We start from the raw sequence: 15,264 nt of genomic DNA, 5'->3' as shown, positions 1-15,264 counted from the left end.
GGAAATCACACGATGTCCTGCTCGTGTCCGGCCGCAACCCTCCGTAGCCCTCGGTACGCCTCGGCAGGCGAGCGCCTCTCCGCGACCACCGCCTCCACCTCCGCCGCGATCGGCATCACGACGTCGTATTCGCGCGCGAGTTCCATCACCGTCGGTGCGGTCTTGACGCCCTCTGCAACCTGACCGAGCTCGGCGAGGGTTTCGTCCAATGTCAGGCCGCGTGCGAGCGACTCGCCCACACGCCGGTTCCGCGATGCCGGGCTCATGCAGGTGGCGATCAGATCACCGATCCCGGTCAGGCCCGCGAACGTGCGCGGATCGGCACCCATTGCTTCCCCGAGCCGGGTCATTTCGGCGAGGCCACGCGCCAGCACCATCGCCCGGGTGTTGTCGCCCACCCCCAGCCCCTCGGCCATTCCTGCGGCGATCGCGATGATGTTCTTCAACACGCCGCCGAGTTCACACCCGAGTACATCGGTGTTGCGGTACACGCGAAACACTTTCGACGCGAACAGAGGCTGTAGCGCCGTCGCCACCGACTCGGCCTGCATCGCCACGACCGATGCCGCAGCCATGCCGTCGGCGATCTCGCTGGCGATGTTAGGCCCCGACAGCAGGCCGACCGGGTGCCCGGGCAGGCATTCCGAGACCACCTGGGTCGGCCGCAGCCGGGTGCCAGGCTCGAGTCCTTTCGCCAGGGACAGCAACGGCACCCAGGCCCGCACTTCGTCGGCGATCGGTTCGAGGGTCGCGCGCACCGCGTGCGACGGCACACCCACCACCATCACGTCGGCCTCGTGGGCCGCCTCGACGAGATCCGATGTCGCACGCAGATCCTTCGGCAGTTCCCGGTCGCCGAGGTACCGGCTGTTGCGATGGGTGTCGTTGATCTCGGCTGCAGTGTCGGGGTTGCGCGCCCACAGCAGAGTCGGGGTGTTGCGAGCCGCGAGCCCCGCGACCGTGGTGCCCCACGATCCGGAACCGAGAACGACGACGCGAACCGGACGTGCCATCGGAATCCTTCCGTCGGTGGTCTTCGAAGAACAGATTGTCAGGCACTGCGCTGTCGTGAGTGCTCTTTACCCGACATCGTGCCGGTATCCCCTTCGTTGTTCGTCCAGTTCGCGCTGCGTCGAGCTCACCGGCCGAGCAGATCCGACACCGTCACGAACCGGTACCCCTCGGCGCGCAGACCGTTGACGATGTCGGGAATCGCCTCGAGCGACGACGTCCGGGACGGGTACATCACGTGCAGCAGGATGATCGAACCGGGGCGTGTCTCCTCGAGCGCTGTCCGGACGATCTCGCCGGTGTCGGACGAGGCCGAGTCCGGTTCGACGTCCCACATGACGGTGGTCCGGTCGTGTTCGTCGAGATAGCGGGGGAGCGCGATCAGTTTCTTTCCGTAGGGCGGACGGAAGGTGATCTCTCCGTCGTAACCGGCGTCGCGGATTGCAGCGTCGGTGCTCTCGATTTCCTCCGCGACGGTGTCGCGCCCGACGAAAACCATCCTGCGGTGTGTTGCGGTGTGGTTCCCGAGTTCGTGACCGGCCTCGACAATCGCTCGACCGAGTTCGGGTCGCTCGGCCATCTCTGTGCCCGTGACGTAGAAGGTGGCAGGTACATCGGCGTCCGCGAGAGTCTGCAACACCTCGGGTGTGAGCGGGCTCGGCCCGTCATCGAGCGTCAACGCCACGACCTTCTCGTCGGTGTCCACGCGGTCGACGAGGGTGCCGAACAGTTGCGTGCTCCTCGAATCCATGAGGCGATACGCCGCGAATGCGGCGACGATCAGTACCAGCACGACGATCGACACGATCAGCGCTGTGACGCGGGAGCGGAAGGCCATTCACGCATGCTGCCAGAAGCCGGACTTCCTACTCGCCGTGGGGATCCGTCCAATCCTTGCGTTCGAGCAACCACGACACCGCGACACCACCGACGATCCCCCAGAACGCTGCACCGATGTTGAAGAACATCACGTCCGACGCCGTGACGATGAACGCGACGAGCGCACCCATTGTGTAGCGGCGACTGAACCCGGCGACGAACGCGCCCTGCAGGGCCTTGAGCATCGCGAGGCCACCGAGGACCGCGACGAACGATGCGGGCGCCGCGACCATCCACCGCACGAACAGCGGTGCGAACAGCCCGAAGACGATTGCCAGGCCACCGCAGGTCAACGCCGCCGTGTACTGGCGGGACCGCGCACCGGACGAGGTCAGCAGTGCGTTCGTCGGTCCGGTCAGACAGGTGGACACGGCGCCGACGCACGCGGCAGGGAACGACCACAGTCCACACATGATCGTGGAGATGTTGATCGGAGGGTTGTGTCCGGCCGAGCGCAGCACGGCGACGCCCTGCCCGTTCTGTACGACGATGACGGTGATCGCGAGGGGAAGCACCAGCTCGACGATCGCCGACCAGCTGAAGACCGGCGCGGTGAACACCGGTGCTGCGAAGACGTTTCCGCTTCCGGGCTCGGGTTCGAACCGGCCGGACAGCGCGACCGCGATCGCGCCGGCGAAGAGGGCCCCCAGGATCGGTGGTATCCACCGACCGAGCGCTCCCACAGCGCTGAGCAGCAGGAACGCCGCGATCATGGGTACGGCGATCGCGAAGTCGGAGCCGAGTGCTTGTACCAGGTTCGTGCCGAACGATAGGAAGACACCCGCGACCATCGCCATGACGATGGGCATGGGTAGTGCCTCCATCACGCGGCGGACGAGGCCTGTCACTCCCAGCACGGTGATCAGTGCCGCCGTGACGAAGAACGCCCCGACCACCTCGGCCCAGCTCAGGTGGGTGAGAGAACCGCCGACGAGGATCGTGCCGGGGATGGTCCAGAAGAAGCCGAGCGGCTGCCGGTAGGCGAGGCTCATGGCGATCGTGAGGATGCCGTTGAGCGCGAAGACCCCGAAGATCCACGACGCCAACTCCGCCTGTGACAGTCCGCCGGTGGCGCCTGCCGCGAGAATCACGGCGACAGGCCCGGTGCACGAGAAGATCAGTCCGATGAGCCCGTTCGATACGTACCTGGGCCCGAAGTCGCGCAACACCTCCGCGGGCCGGATCCATGGCCGGGACGGGCGCTCGAACAAGTCGGTGTCGGGGCGTGTGACGTCGTCGACGGCTGTCATCGGGCTGCTTCTTCCTTACTCTTCTTGACGGAAACGCGCTGCGAGTTCGCTGCGCGAGCGGATGCCGAACTTCGCGTAGACGCGGGTCAGGTGGTACTGGACGGTCTTGACCGAGAGGAACAGTTCTCCCGCCACCTCTTTGTTGGTGTGGCCCGCCGCGACGAGTGTGGCGACCGCACGTTCCTGCGGTGTCAACGTCGACACGTCGGTGTGATTCCGAGTGGTCACGGCGTCACCGGACTTCAACCCGCCCGCTTTGAGCTCGCGGTCGCAGCGCGCAACGATCGAGCCTGCGCCGAGCACGGCATACAGCTCCCGTGCGGTGCGGATCACGCTGTCGGCGTCGCGTCGTCGCCCGGCGCGGCGTAACGTCTGCCCGTACGCGAGATTGATGCGTGCTCGATCGTACGGCAATGGGAGAGTAGCGATTTCGGACAATGCACTCTCGAAGGAGTCGCGGGCCGCATCGATGTCGCCGCGCGCGCCGTGAATGCGTCCGCGCACGTACCCGAGTCGTGCCTTCGCGGAACGGTGACCTCGCTCGGCAGCACGTTCTTCGTGGGGGCGCAGGAAGGCGTCGGCGTCGTCGACGCGGCCGGTCATCACCAGCGCGTTGCCGTAGAGGTCGGGCCAGGGCCAGAATCCGGGTTCGTCGAGGGCTTCTCTGTGCCGCAGCGTGACGAGGGGGTCGAGTTGGCGGAGCACCCCGTCGTAATCTGCTGCTACTTCAGCGCACTGGGCGGCAGAGATGCAGGAGGGGACGAGCATGAGCGTGTAGTCGTTGCTGCCGGCGCGGCCGTGCCGCAGGTGTTCGCGCGCGGCATCCCAATTACCGCGCAGTGCATGCACCTGGGCGCCGGTCCAATGGACGAGTGGCCGCAGCAGATCCAGACCGGTCGAATCGAGTTGTGCAGCGGCCCGATCCACGGTGCGCAGGGCGTCGCTCCACGCCCCCAGGGTGAACTGGGTGCGGGCGAGCCATGCTTGCGCCCACAGGGAGATCCGGAGAGAGCCGCCGCGGAACGTGGTGGGTTCGGAGGCTTCCAGTTCGGTACGGGCACGATCGGGCGCATCCAACGCCAACGCGAGCCAGCCTTCGGCCATGCGGATGCGCTGGCTCTGCGCCCCGAGTCGGACATGGTCGGCAAGGCCGGCGTACGAAGCGCGGGCCTCGTCGATGCGTCCGGTCATGCCCAGACCGAGGCCCCGGATGGCGTTGGACTCCACGACGGCGGGTGCATCGCCCCGGACCAGCGACGAGGCACGATCGGCCCAGGCCACGAGTTCGTCGCCGCGCATCCTGGCCAGTGAGTGCAGGACCATCCGCTGGCAGATCATCGCTGCCAGTTCGGGGTCGGTCTCCGATTCGTCGACCATGGTCCAGGCCTCCGACAGCAGGTAATGCGCTTCGGCGGCGCGCCCTCGCTGGATGGCAAGGTAGCCGAGGACCGCGTTGCGCATCGGGCCTCCGGGAGCGCTTTCGATTTCGGGAACGAAGGTCTGAGCCTGGGGGAGATCGGCGGCGCCGGTGAGTGCATCGACCCCGCGGATCAAACGCTGTGTGCGGAGGTCGCGTTCGGGCGTGATGCGGCCTGCCGTGATGAGTGCCTCGGCGGCCTGCGCCCATGCGCCGTCCGCAGCGCGTTGCCGAGCGAACCGATCGAGTTTGTCCGCGAGAGTGCCGTCGGCGGCGGGTGTGGCCGACACCAGATGGAACAGGGCGTCGCCCTCGTCGTCGACAAGTGTGGCCGCTCGCGCATGCAGTTCGCGCCACCGCGCAGGCCCGATCTCGTCGGTGACGGCGGCGCTGGTCATCGGGTCGGGGAACAACAGGGTGACGATGCCCTGTCGTTCCCGCATCGTCAGCAGACCGGCGGTGTGTGCTTCGTCGAGCAACGGTGTGGGGTCGTCGACTTCGGCAAGTGCGGCAGCCGGAGCGAGCGGCGATCCGGTGCCCAGGATCGCCGCTGCTTCGATGAGAGCGCGTGTGTCGGATGAGCAGGCGGTGAGGGCTCGTCGTACCGCCGCGGCGTGTTGCGCAGGTGCGGGGAATCGTGCCTGCCACCGCTGCCATTGGGCACGCGGGATCTCGTCGAGGAGCTGCAACACCGGCCGGGGACTCCCGAGTGTGTGCTCGTGCAGGCGTTGAGCCGTCCAGGGCGAGAGGTCCACTCCCGCGCGGAGAAGCGCAAGTTGTGCGACATCGCCGGAGGTGAGGGCGCGGACATGGATGGTGTCGGCCCGATGCGATGACAGGATTCGTGCGGTGGCGTCGTCGATGCCGTCGGGCAGGACGTCGGGGATCACCCACAACATCAGGATCGGGCGTTGGTGTGCGCGGCGGATCATCGACGAAAGCGACTGCAACGACTCGATATCCGACCAGTGGGCGTCATCGACGACGATGATCGTGGTGCTGTGGATCGCGTCCAGGTACGCATGCGCAGCATCGATGGGGTCTGCTCCCGGCTCCGGGGCGTGCGTCAACTGTTCGAGCACCGCCCACGGATGGTCCGACTCCCACGGCGCCCCGGATGCGAACTGTGCGTGTATATCACGGTGCCTGCTCGTGAAAGCCCGGACGAGAGCGCTTTTTCCGATGCCGGGTGGACCCTCGACGAGGGCGAGCACGGGAGACCCGGCGCGCGCCCCGTCGAGTAGTCGGTCGAGCTGCGAGAGCTCGGTTTCACGTCCTACCAGCATCGAATTGTCCGTCACGCATCCACGGTAGTCCCGGTCGAGGCGTCCGGAACGTCGATCCGCGTGTTGTGCTGCAGCGGTCGGGGAACGAAGAACGTGACGAGGCCACCGGCGAGAGCGATCACCGCGAAGATGTAGAAGTTCACGTTGTTCGCGAAGCCGGCGCCGATCAACAGGCCACCGATGATCGGGCCGAAGATCCCGCCGAGTCGGCCGAATCCGGCGCACCATGCGACACCGGCTGCGCGAGCGGGGGTGTCGTAGTAGTTGGACACGAACCCGTAGACGAGCACCTGGGTGCCGATCGTGCCGACCCCGGCGATCGCGACGGCGGTGAGGAGTACGGACAGAGGGAACCCGAGCGTGAGCGTCACCAGGGCAACGGCAGCGAGGAAGAAGGTGGTCACGATGACGGATTGCGGACCGCGACCGTCGGCGATCTTCGATGCGATGAGGCCGCCGATGATGGCACCGCCGTTGAGGACGAGGAGGAATGCGAGCGAGCCGTCGGCGTTGTAGCCGGCGTCGGCCATGATTTTCGGCAACCATGTGTTCAGGCCGTAGGTCAGGAGCAGGCCTGCGAAGCTCATCAGGCCGAGCAGACCGGTGCCGAGCGCGTACTTCCTGGTGGCGAGCGCAGCGAAACCGACCTTCTCGGTAGGTGCGGCAGGCGCAGCCGTGGGCATCGGGAAGCCGAACTTGTCGCAGGTGGATTTCGCTTCGTCGAGGCGGCCGCGGGAGGCCAGCCACGCGGGCGATTCGGGGAGCTTGGCCAGCGCGAGTGGGAACAGGATGACGAGCGGTAGAGCGCCGATCAGGAACAGTCCACGCCATCCGATGACGTCACGCAGCAGGATCGCGAGCAGCGATGCGAGGACACCGCCGGCGGGGACGCCGCTGTAGACGATGGCGTTGAACAGGTTGCGCTTGCCGGGTGGGGCGAACTCCGCGACGACGGCACCGGCGGTGGCGACCAGGCCGCCGACACCGATACCGGTGAAGAACCGGAGGCCACCGAACATCGCGATGCTGGTCGAGAACGCTGCTGCACCCATACCGACCGAGAACCACACGATGTTGATCAGCATCATCTTGCGGCGGCCCACGCGGTCGCCGAACGCGCCGGTGACGAGAGCACCGACCATGACACCGATCAGGGCGTAGGAGCCGAGTGCCCCGGCCTGCTGCGCGGAGATTTCGCCGAGCTGGGTGGGGTCGCCCATGAGTGTCGGAAGAACAGTTCCGTACACGACGAGGTCGTATCCGTCGAAGATGATCGCGACGGTGGCGAGAGCGACGATCCAGATGACGCTTCGTTTGTGCTGTGGACTGGCCCAGGTCTGTGTGGTTCGGGTCATTACATGCTCCGGTTTGTGTGAGGGGTCACAAATGAATTCGGGCAGAAAAGTGGCCTCACCAGCAGGGGAAGGCCCACTGGTGAGGCCCGGTCGAACGGCTGTCAGCCTTGATCGCCTCCGGCTACGGGAAGGACCGAACCGGTGATGTACGAGGCCTCATCGGAGGCCAGGAAAGTAATCGCCGCGGCTTGCTCCTCGAGCGTGCCGTACCGCTTGAGCAGCGAAGAATCGACGGTCTGGTCCACGATCTGCTGGTACCAGGCCTTCTCCTGCTCGGACTGCGGGGCAGGCCCCCGCGCGACCCGCCGTTCCGGCGCGACGGTCCCGCCCGGGGCGGTGGCGACGACGCGAACGCCGTACTGCGACAGCTCGAGCGCAAGCGCGGAGGTGATGGCGTTGACGCCACCCTTCGCCGCGGCATACGGAACACGATTCACCCCGCTCGTCGCCACGGACGACACGTTCACGATCGTGCCGGAACGCTGGTCGATCAGGTACGGCGCAGCCGCGCGGCACGACCACAACGTGGGGAACAGCGACCGGCGGATCTCCTTCTCGACCTCATCGGGCGCGTAGTGCTCGTACGGCTTGGCCCAGATCGTTCCGCCGACCACATTGATGAGCACGTCGAGTCGTCCAGCGGACCGCGTCGCGAACGCGAGCGCCTCCTCCGCCCCCTCGAAGGTCTCCAGATCCGCAGTCACCGAGTGGGCCTTACCGCCCTCGGCGCGCAGCGTCTCGGCGACTTCGTGGACGATCTCGGCACGGTCGACGAGGACGACCTCGCCGCCTTCCGCCGCGACACGGGACGCAACCGCGAGACCGATGCCCTGTGCGGCGCCGGTGATCGTCAGGCACTTGCCGTCGAACCGCCCGGGGAAGAACTTCGCTTCGCTCATCGTGCACCCGCTGCCGCGCCCTCGGCGATCGCTCGCCGCATCGTCTCCTTGGCGTGGCCGGAATGCGCGACCATCAGTTCGCGGGCTGCGGCCTTGTCGCCCTTCTCGAATGCCTCGACGAGCTGCAGGTGCTCGTCGATGATGTGCCCCTCGATCCAGTGCGCATCGCGGAGCACCTGGTACATCAACTGTGTCACCTCGAGGCGGTTGTAGGCTTCGAGCAGCACCGGATTGGTGCAGCAGCGGAACAGGTACTCGTGGAACGCCGCGGTGGTGTCTGTGAACGCGGCGGCGTCGGTGAAGTGATCACCTTCGACGGACGCGCCGGATGCCTCGGCGAGAATCCTGAACTCCACGAGCTGCTCGGGGGTGAGCCGGCCGATGGTGAGCTCGAGGACACCGAGTTCGAGCGCCATGCGGGCGTCGAACTGCTCGTCGGACTCGGCGACGGGCGGGTGCTCCTCACCGATCTCGTAGTTTCCGGGGTCGGCGGGTGTCTCGAGCGCAACGGGACGGCCGGTCTCGGCGGCGGCCTTCTCGGCAGCAGCCTTCTCCGCGTCGGTGGGGGCCGGGGTGGTCGCCCCGCCCGGAGTGGCGGAGGTGTTGAACTTCTCGAAGTAGAAGTTCACGGGTGTGATGCTGTTCTCCGACAGGTGATTACGCACCGCTTCCACCATCGGCGGTGGGCCGCACAGGTAGATGTCGACGTCGCCGTCGTTGAGGTGCTGCGGCTCGAACAGTCCGGTTACATAGCCCTTGTTCGGGGCCGACGAATCCTTGTCGGCGACACAGTAGTCGAACGTGAAGTTCGGCAGAGACTCCGCATAGGCCCGGAGCTTCTCGAGTTCGACGAGGTCGTGGTCGAACGTGACACCGTAGATGAGGTGTACCGGATGATCGGTGCCCTCGCTCTGAATCTTCGACAGGATCGACAACAGCGGGGCGAGTCCGGTCCCGCCTGCCAGCAGCAGCGACGGGCGCTTGCGCTCGCGGAGGAAGAAGCTACCGAAGGGACCGGTGAATTCGAGAGTGTCGCCCACCTGAGCGCGGTCGCGCAGATACTCCGACATCAGGCCGCCCTCGGTGATCTTCACCAGGAATGCCAGCGAATTGTCGTGGGGGCCGGTGCTGAACGAGTACGACCGCGTTGCCTGCTTGCCGGTGCCGTCGTCGCTCCCGGGTACCCCGATGTTGACGTACTGCCCGGGCAGGAACACCAGGTCGTCCCGGTTGTCGATCTCCACGGTGAACCCGACGACGCTCTCGGAGTAGTGGTTGAGTTCGGTGATCGTCGCCGTGTACGAGGCCGCGGCCGTCTTCGCGACATCCGATGTGCTGGCGATCTGCACCACCAGATCGGACTCCGGCATCATCTGGCACGGAAGACAGTAGCCCTCTTCGGCTTCCTCGTCGGTCAGTGCATCCTCGATGTAGTCGCCGCCGTCGTAGGTGCCCGACTCGCAGAATGCTTTGCAGGTGCCGCACGCGCCGTCGCGGCAGTCGAGCGGAATGTTGATGCGCGCCTTGTACGACGCATCTGCGACGGTCTCGTTCGGCTTGACCTTGATGAAGCGGGTGACCCCGTCCTCGAAGCTCAATGCCACCTGGTATGTCATGTGCTCGAGCCTCCTTTCGCGATCGGGGGTACTAGACGACGTAGACGTCGACGATGTGGTGGATGTAGTCGTTCTTCAGGACGATCTTCTTCTTCTTGATCACCGGCTGATCACCTGAGACATCGAGCGTGATGAACGTCGTGCCGAAGTACGTGTCCGTCGTGTTGTAGCGGAAGTACAGCGAGAACCAGTTGTGGCGCAGGTCGATCTCGGTGCCGCGGCGCTCGAGGATTTCGACGTTGGTGATGTTGTGTCCGGTACGGGGTTCGGGCAACGACGTCGCGGAGGAGCGATCGGTGCGGATGCGGAACACGCGGTCCTCGAGTCCGCCGCGATTCGGGTAGTAGATCAGCGAGATCTCGGACTGCGGATCTTCGGTGAGCTTTCCGTCGTCGTCCCATGCCGGCATCCAGTACTCGGCGTCGGGGTGGTAGCACTCGATCCACTTCTCGAATTCCCGATCGTCGAGCAGGCGTGCTTCCCTGTAGAGGAACTGTTCGATGTCGGTCTGCGTCAACTCTGTTGCAGTAGTCATGGTTTCGGTTCCTCTCAGAGCGCGGTGGGCTCGCCGGCGGCGGCAGCTGCGGCTTCGGCGTCGACGGCCTTGCGCATCGTGTCGAGCCAGTAGCCGTGCTGGATCGGGTACAGGCCCTCGTCCTCGGTCTTCACACCGCTGGACAGGACACCATCCATGCCCAGATCTTTCGCGACCTGATCCGGCCCGTTGAGGATGTGGGTGGCGCCGCGGCTCATGTCGTTCCACGGTGCAGACGACGCCATGTACGTCTTCTGGCAGGAGCGGAACTCTTCGAGGTCGTCGGGGGTTGCCATGCCGGTGGCATTGAAGAAATCCTCGTACTGGCGGATTCGGTTGGCGCGGGCCTCGGCGCTCTCACCCTTCGGGGCGATGCAGTAGATCGTCACCTCGGTCTTGTCGACCGAGATCGGGCGCAGGTGCCGAATTTGCGACGAGAACTGATCCATGATGTACACGTTCGGGTACAGGCACAGGTTGCGCGACGCACCGACCATGAACTCGGCCTTCTTCTCGCCGTGCTCCTTCATGAGCTCTTCTTTGCGCGGGTAGAGCGGGCGGTCTTCGGGGTTGCCCCACCACATCCACAGCAACAGGTGCCCGTGGTCGAACGAGTAGTATCCGCCGCCCTGCTTGCCCCACGTGCCGGCGTCCATCGCCTTGGTCTCGTTTGCGGACTCACCGGCGCCGCGGCGTGCCGTGGTCGCGGCGTAGTTCCAGTGGGTCGCCGACACGTGGTATCCGTCAGCTCCGTTCTCCGCCTGGAGCTTCCAGTTTCCGTCATAGGTGTAGGTGGACGAGCCGCGCAGCACCTCGAGTCCTTCGGGGGACTGGTCGACGAGCATGTCGATCATCTTCGTGGTGTCGCCGAGGTGTTCGTCCAGCGACTTGACGTCGGGGTTGAGCGAGCCGAACAGGAACCCGCGGTAGCTCTCGAACCGGGCGACCTTCGTCAGATCGTGGCTGCCGTCGGTGTTGAACTGTTCCGGGTAACCGGCGTCGCGGGGGTCCTTGACCTTGAGCAGCTTGCCGTTGTTCCGGAAGGTCCAGCCGTGGAAGGGGCACGTGAAGGTCGTGCGGTTATCGGTCTTGCGGCGGCACAGCATCGCGCCGCGGTGGCTGCACGCGTTGATCAGGGCGTGAAGTTCACCCTCTTTGTCGCGGCTGATCACGACGGGGGAACGGCCGATGTTGGTGGTGAAGTAGTCGCCGACATTCGGGATCTGGCTCTCGTGAGCGAGGTACACCCAGTTGCCCTCGAAGATGTACTTCATCTCCAGTTCGAAGATCTCTTCGTCGGTGAAGACGTCGCGACGGACCTGGTGTCGTCCGGTCGCGGGGTCTTCGACGAGAGCTCCGTCGAGATGAGTGCGCACGTGCTCCACGATGTCGGTCATAGGGATCCTCCAGTGTCGGCGTAGTTCCCGGGACGAACAGCGTTGGTGTCCGATTCCGGTCCGGACACAGTTGCCGTGGCGGCGGTCGGACAGGCTGTGTCGGGGTGGGGCTCGGACGGGCTGTGTCCGGCATTACTACTACCCTGACAGCCTGTGTTTGCAGTCACACCGGGTAAATGCCTAGTGATACCTAGGACCCCAGGCTCGAGGGACGAAGTGCTCTGGACGAGCGGAATGGCCGAATGTCACCTTCATGAGCTCGAGCTGCATGAAGGTGACATTCGGCCATCCGGCGAGCGGGACCCTACCCGGCTGCGGTGAACTTTTCGCGCCGGATCCGACGCGGGGACATCCTGCGTCGTTTGAACGACTTCACCGCGGCTTCGACGAACTTCTCCGACCCACAGATGTAGCCGGTGAACTCCTTCGCAGAGCCGACATCCTCCACAAAGGCATCGGTGACGTAGCCCTCCCGATCGCCTCCGTTCTCACGGCTTACGCAGGTGACGTATCGCAGGCCGGGGTGCTTGTCCTCGAGTTCACGGAAGAAGTCGGCGTCGTACACGTCGGCGCAGGTCCGTACCCCGTGGTAAAGCAGGATCTCCCGTTCAGGGGCGAGCGCGAGCGCATGACGGATGATGCCCTTGAGCGGTGCTAGGCCTGTGCCGCCGCCGAGCAGCGCCATCGGGCCGGTAGCGTCCTCATCGAACGTGAAGTCGCCGTACGGGCCGGTGATGTCGATCCGATCGCCTACCTCGATGGTGCCGAACAGCCACTCGGAGGCCACGCCACCCGGCTGCCGACGCACATGCAGTTCGAGCAGCTTCGGTTCTGCCGGAGGGTTCGCGAGGGAGTACTGACGCTTCGTCGAGGTTCCCGGCACGGTGACATCGACGTACTGCCCCGCGGAGAATGTGAGGGGTTCGTCGAGGGTCAACAGCACGCGGCGTGTATCGGCGGCGATATCACGCACCTCGGAGACCGTGGCGACGAAGTCGTGCAACACATGCGTGGACGTGAGCTCCTCTGCGATCGGTGGGTCGATCGTCGTATCGCTGCGGGGCGTGGCCTGGCAGGCCAGCGCGAATCCTTCGACGCGTTCGTGCTGCGGGAGTGTGTTCTCGGGGGAGTTTCGGTGGTCGACCGAACCCGAGCAGACCTTGATCTTGCATGTGCCGCAGGTTCCCTGGTTGCACGAGTTGGGCATCCACACACCGCTGCGCAGGAATGCGTCGAGAACCGGCTGGTCGGGGCCACAGTCGACTGACGTGGCGCCAGTGGTGACGGTGTACGACACGTCAGACCTCCCAGGTTGCGTGCAGTGAGATGGGGCCGCGGAAGCCCCAGCCCCAGAACTCGACGTCCTCGCTCGTGTCACGTTCGAGATTGGGGATGGTTTCGAGCAGTTCCTCGAGCCCGATACGGCAGACGTGGTTCGCGAAGTAGATGCCCGCGCAGGCGTGGTTGCCGGTGCCGAACGCGAGGTGCGGTAGCGGCGGTCGCGTCATGTCGTACTCAGTGGGGGCTTCGAACGTGTCGGTGTCGTGGTTGGCCGAACCGTAGGACAGGATGACAACCGACCCTTCGGCGACCTCGATGTCGGAGACTGTGGTGTCGCGCTTGGCGATTCGGGCGGTTCCCGACCAGATCGGCGAGGTCCAGCGCATTCCCTCGGCGATGGCACGGGGGATCAGATCGGGTGCGTCGACGATGGCCTCGAACTGCTCGGGGCGGGTGAACAGGCCGGCCAGGGTCGACGACATGGCGTGTCCCGGTTCCTGCATGGCGCCGAGGAGGAACACGTAGAGCGTCGGGTAGATGTAGTCGCGGTCGCGAGTCTTCCCCTCGGGCATGCCGTCGTGCAGCCAATGTGAGATGGCGCTGTCGTCCGGATGCTCGATCCAATGGTCGATCAGCGGATCGACGATCGACTGGATCTCGGCCTTGGCGGCGTCACCCTCATCGAATCGTTTCTGGTCGGTGAAGTTGCCATCGGCATCGACTGCGGCATTCGTGAACGAGTCGGACAGCTTGTGGAACCATTCGCGAAGCGTGTCCGAGCTGACGTCCTTCAGGCCGAGAAGGTCTCCGAGGGCCCGGACGCTCAGTGGCTCGCAGTACTGGGTGACGAGGTCGGCCCTACCCTCGGCTTCGAATGCTTCGAGGTAGCGGCGGGCGATCGGTCGGACGAGACTCTCGACCCACCGGTCCACTTCGCTCGGCTGCAGCGCCGGCTCGACCATCGATCGCAGATCCTCGTGGATATCGCCGTTGACACCGATGATCGCTGGATACCCGAATGTGCGGCCACCGGCCGGGGTGATGATCCCTTCGAAGTCGTCACTGTTCGCGATCGTGCGGCACGCTTCCGTTGTCGACGCGACGAATGCCCCCAGCACAGGCAGGAATGCGATGGGTGCTTCGGCCCGCAGCCGCTCGTAGACCGGGTACGGGTCGCGCTCGAGTTCGGCCATGGTGACTTCATCGATCCAGGAGAGAGTACTCGTCATTGGATGCTCCTCGGTGTGGGTCGTGGGCCCTGTCTCCGGGGCCTTCCGTACGCTGTGATGAGGACAATATGATCCAGGTCACTCAGAGTTCTATGCCGATTGCGCGGAGTCGATACGCATCGCGCGGAAATGTTGCCGAGCAGGAGCCGGGAGGTGAGAAGGTGGCAGAGTTCGAGGACTGGGAGGACGCCTCCCGAGTGGTCGCCGACGTGTATTTCCCGCACGAATTGACCGTGCTCGCCGGTGTCGATCGGCCTGAATTGCAGCTTTCTTCGGTGGATCTCGGTCCTGTGATGATCGGCAGGCTCACCTGGGGTGTCGATGTGGCCATCGATTGCGAGTATCCCGGAGCGTACGAGATCAACATCCCGCTCACGGGCACTCTCGAATCCAGGGGCGACGGCGGTGCGGTCAGCTCCGGTCCGGGTCAGGCCTCGGTGTTCAGCGCGGACACGCCGAATCGGATCACACGTTGGGATGCAACGTGTTCCGTATTAAAGATGTTTCGGTAATTGAGTGAGAACTGGTCATAAGGAAAGCCCGGTGTGATCGAGGAAGCCGTGACACAGATCGTAGTTCGACCCGATCCGGGTCAGCCCTGCCTCGGTCGCGATACGGACCTCGTCGAGAATATCGGGGCACAAATTGGCCAGCTCGGTGGATTTCATGTTGCCCCACACTTGTTCGATCGGGTTGAGCTCGGGTGCGTAGGCAGGAAGCCGTTCGACGTGGAGCCAGTCGCGTTGGGTCGCCAGCCATGCCTTCATGGCGGCAGACCGGTGGGCCATCAGGCCGTCCCAGATCACGATGACCTGCTCCCCGGCGAAGTGGGCGCGCAGTTCGGTGAGGAACTCGATGAGCTTGTCGGTGTTGTACGAGCCGTCGGTCATGGAGAACACGAACGCACTCTCGCTGCGGTCGGGTCGATACGCGAGGACTCCGGCCATCGACATGCGTTTCCAGGAAAATCGGTGACGTAGAACAGGTGTCACGCCTTTCGGCGCCCAGGTTGCACGGACCACAGGCAGCAGCGACACGCCGCTTTCGTCCTGGAAGCAGATCCATGCACCTCGGCGCCGCGCTATTTTTTTATCCGCGGCCACTCGTTC

At 65.1% G+C, this 15,264-nt stretch carries 12 protein-coding genes and 1 pseudogene; 1 reads left to right on the top strand and 12 read right to left on the bottom strand.

The window, feature by feature from the left end; all coding sequences use genetic code 11:
• Positions 1–5: 5 nt before the first annotated feature.
• The 11 genes from EV641_RS28185 to EV641_RS28135 form a co-directional block, all read right to left on the bottom strand.
• On the bottom strand, positions 6–1,013 hold the full coding sequence (locus EV641_RS28185; RefSeq protein WP_132476756.1) for an NAD(P)H-dependent glycerol-3-phosphate dehydrogenase: 1,008 nt from the start codon (positions 1,011–1,013) through the stop codon (positions 6–8).
• Positions 1,014–1,138: 125 nt separating this feature from the next.
• Positions 1,139–1,849: a polysaccharide deacetylase family protein gene (locus EV641_RS28180; protein WP_054715619.1), complete on the bottom strand. Its 711-nt coding sequence runs from the start codon at positions 1,847–1,849 to the stop codon at positions 1,139–1,141.
• A gap of 28 nt (positions 1,850–1,877) precedes the next feature.
• Positions 1,878–3,140, bottom strand: a complete 1,263-nt coding sequence (locus tag EV641_RS28175) for a benzoate/H(+) symporter BenE family transporter (RefSeq protein ID WP_132476753.1) — start codon at positions 3,138–3,140, stop codon at positions 1,878–1,880.
• A gap of 15 nt (positions 3,141–3,155) precedes the next feature.
• Positions 3,156–5,843: a LuxR family transcriptional regulator gene (locus EV641_RS28170; RefSeq protein ID WP_199233415.1), complete on the bottom strand. Its 2,688-nt coding sequence runs from the start codon at positions 5,841–5,843 to the stop codon at positions 3,156–3,158.
• An 11-nt stretch (positions 5,844–5,854) separates the two neighbouring features.
• A complete protein-coding gene (locus tag EV641_RS28165) occupies positions 5,855–7,198 on the bottom strand; it encodes an aromatic acid/H+ symport family MFS transporter (RefSeq protein ID WP_054715625.1) in 1,344 nt (447 codons plus the stop codon).
• A gap of 101 nt (positions 7,199–7,299) precedes the next feature.
• Positions 7,300–8,097, bottom strand: coding sequence for a 1,6-dihydroxycyclohexa-2,4-diene-1-carboxylate dehydrogenase (locus tag EV641_RS28160; protein WP_132476747.1), 798 nt, complete (start codon positions 8,095–8,097; stop codon positions 7,300–7,302).
• Positions 8,094–9,713 (bottom strand): benzoate 1,2-dioxygenase electron transfer component BenC, encoded by a 1,620-nt coding sequence (gene benC, locus EV641_RS28155; RefSeq protein WP_132476744.1) that lies wholly within the window; start codon positions 9,711–9,713, stop codon positions 8,094–8,096. Before benC ends, EV641_RS28160 begins: the two co-directional genes overlap by 4 nt.
• Positions 9,714–9,744: 31 nt before the next feature.
• Positions 9,745–10,248, bottom strand: a complete 504-nt coding sequence (gene benB / locus EV641_RS28150; RefSeq protein ID WP_132476741.1) for a benzoate 1,2-dioxygenase small subunit — start codon at positions 10,246–10,248, stop codon at positions 9,745–9,747.
• Positions 10,249–10,262: 14 nt separating this feature from the next.
• Positions 10,263–11,645: a benzoate 1,2-dioxygenase large subunit gene (gene benA / locus EV641_RS28145; protein WP_132476738.1), complete on the bottom strand. Its 1,383-nt coding sequence runs from the start codon at positions 11,643–11,645 to the stop codon at positions 10,263–10,265.
• A gap of 304 nt (positions 11,646–11,949) precedes the next feature.
• Entirely contained in the window at positions 11,950–12,942 is a 993-nt protein-coding gene (locus tag EV641_RS28140; protein WP_132476735.1) for an FAD-binding oxidoreductase, read from the bottom strand.
• A gap of 1 nt (position 12,943) precedes the next feature.
• Positions 12,944–14,155: a cytochrome P450 gene (locus EV641_RS28135; RefSeq protein ID WP_132476732.1), complete on the bottom strand. Its 1,212-nt coding sequence runs from the start codon at positions 14,153–14,155 to the stop codon at positions 12,944–12,946.
• A 161-nt stretch (positions 14,156–14,316) separates the two neighbouring features.
• On the opposite strand from EV641_RS28135, the pseudogene EV641_RS28130 reads away from it, so the two are divergent.
• A pseudogene (locus EV641_RS28130) lies at positions 14,317–14,652 on the top strand (AraC family transcriptional regulator); the annotation flags it as partial.
• 30 nt (positions 14,653–14,682) lie between these two features.
• Here EV641_RS28130 and EV641_RS28125 read toward each other — a convergent pair.
• On the bottom strand, positions 14,683–15,264 hold a 582-nt coding region (locus EV641_RS28125; RefSeq protein WP_199233413.1), incomplete at its 5' end, for an IS630 family transposase.

Origin of the sequence: Rhodococcus sp. SMB37, assembly GCF_004345605.1 — a bacterium.
In the GTDB taxonomy this organism is placed as follows: Bacteria; Actinomycetota; Actinomycetes; order Mycobacteriales; family Mycobacteriaceae; genus Rhodococcus.
The sequence above is the reverse complement of the archived record's forward strand: the minus strand, read 5'-3'. Positions and strand labels throughout refer to the sequence as shown.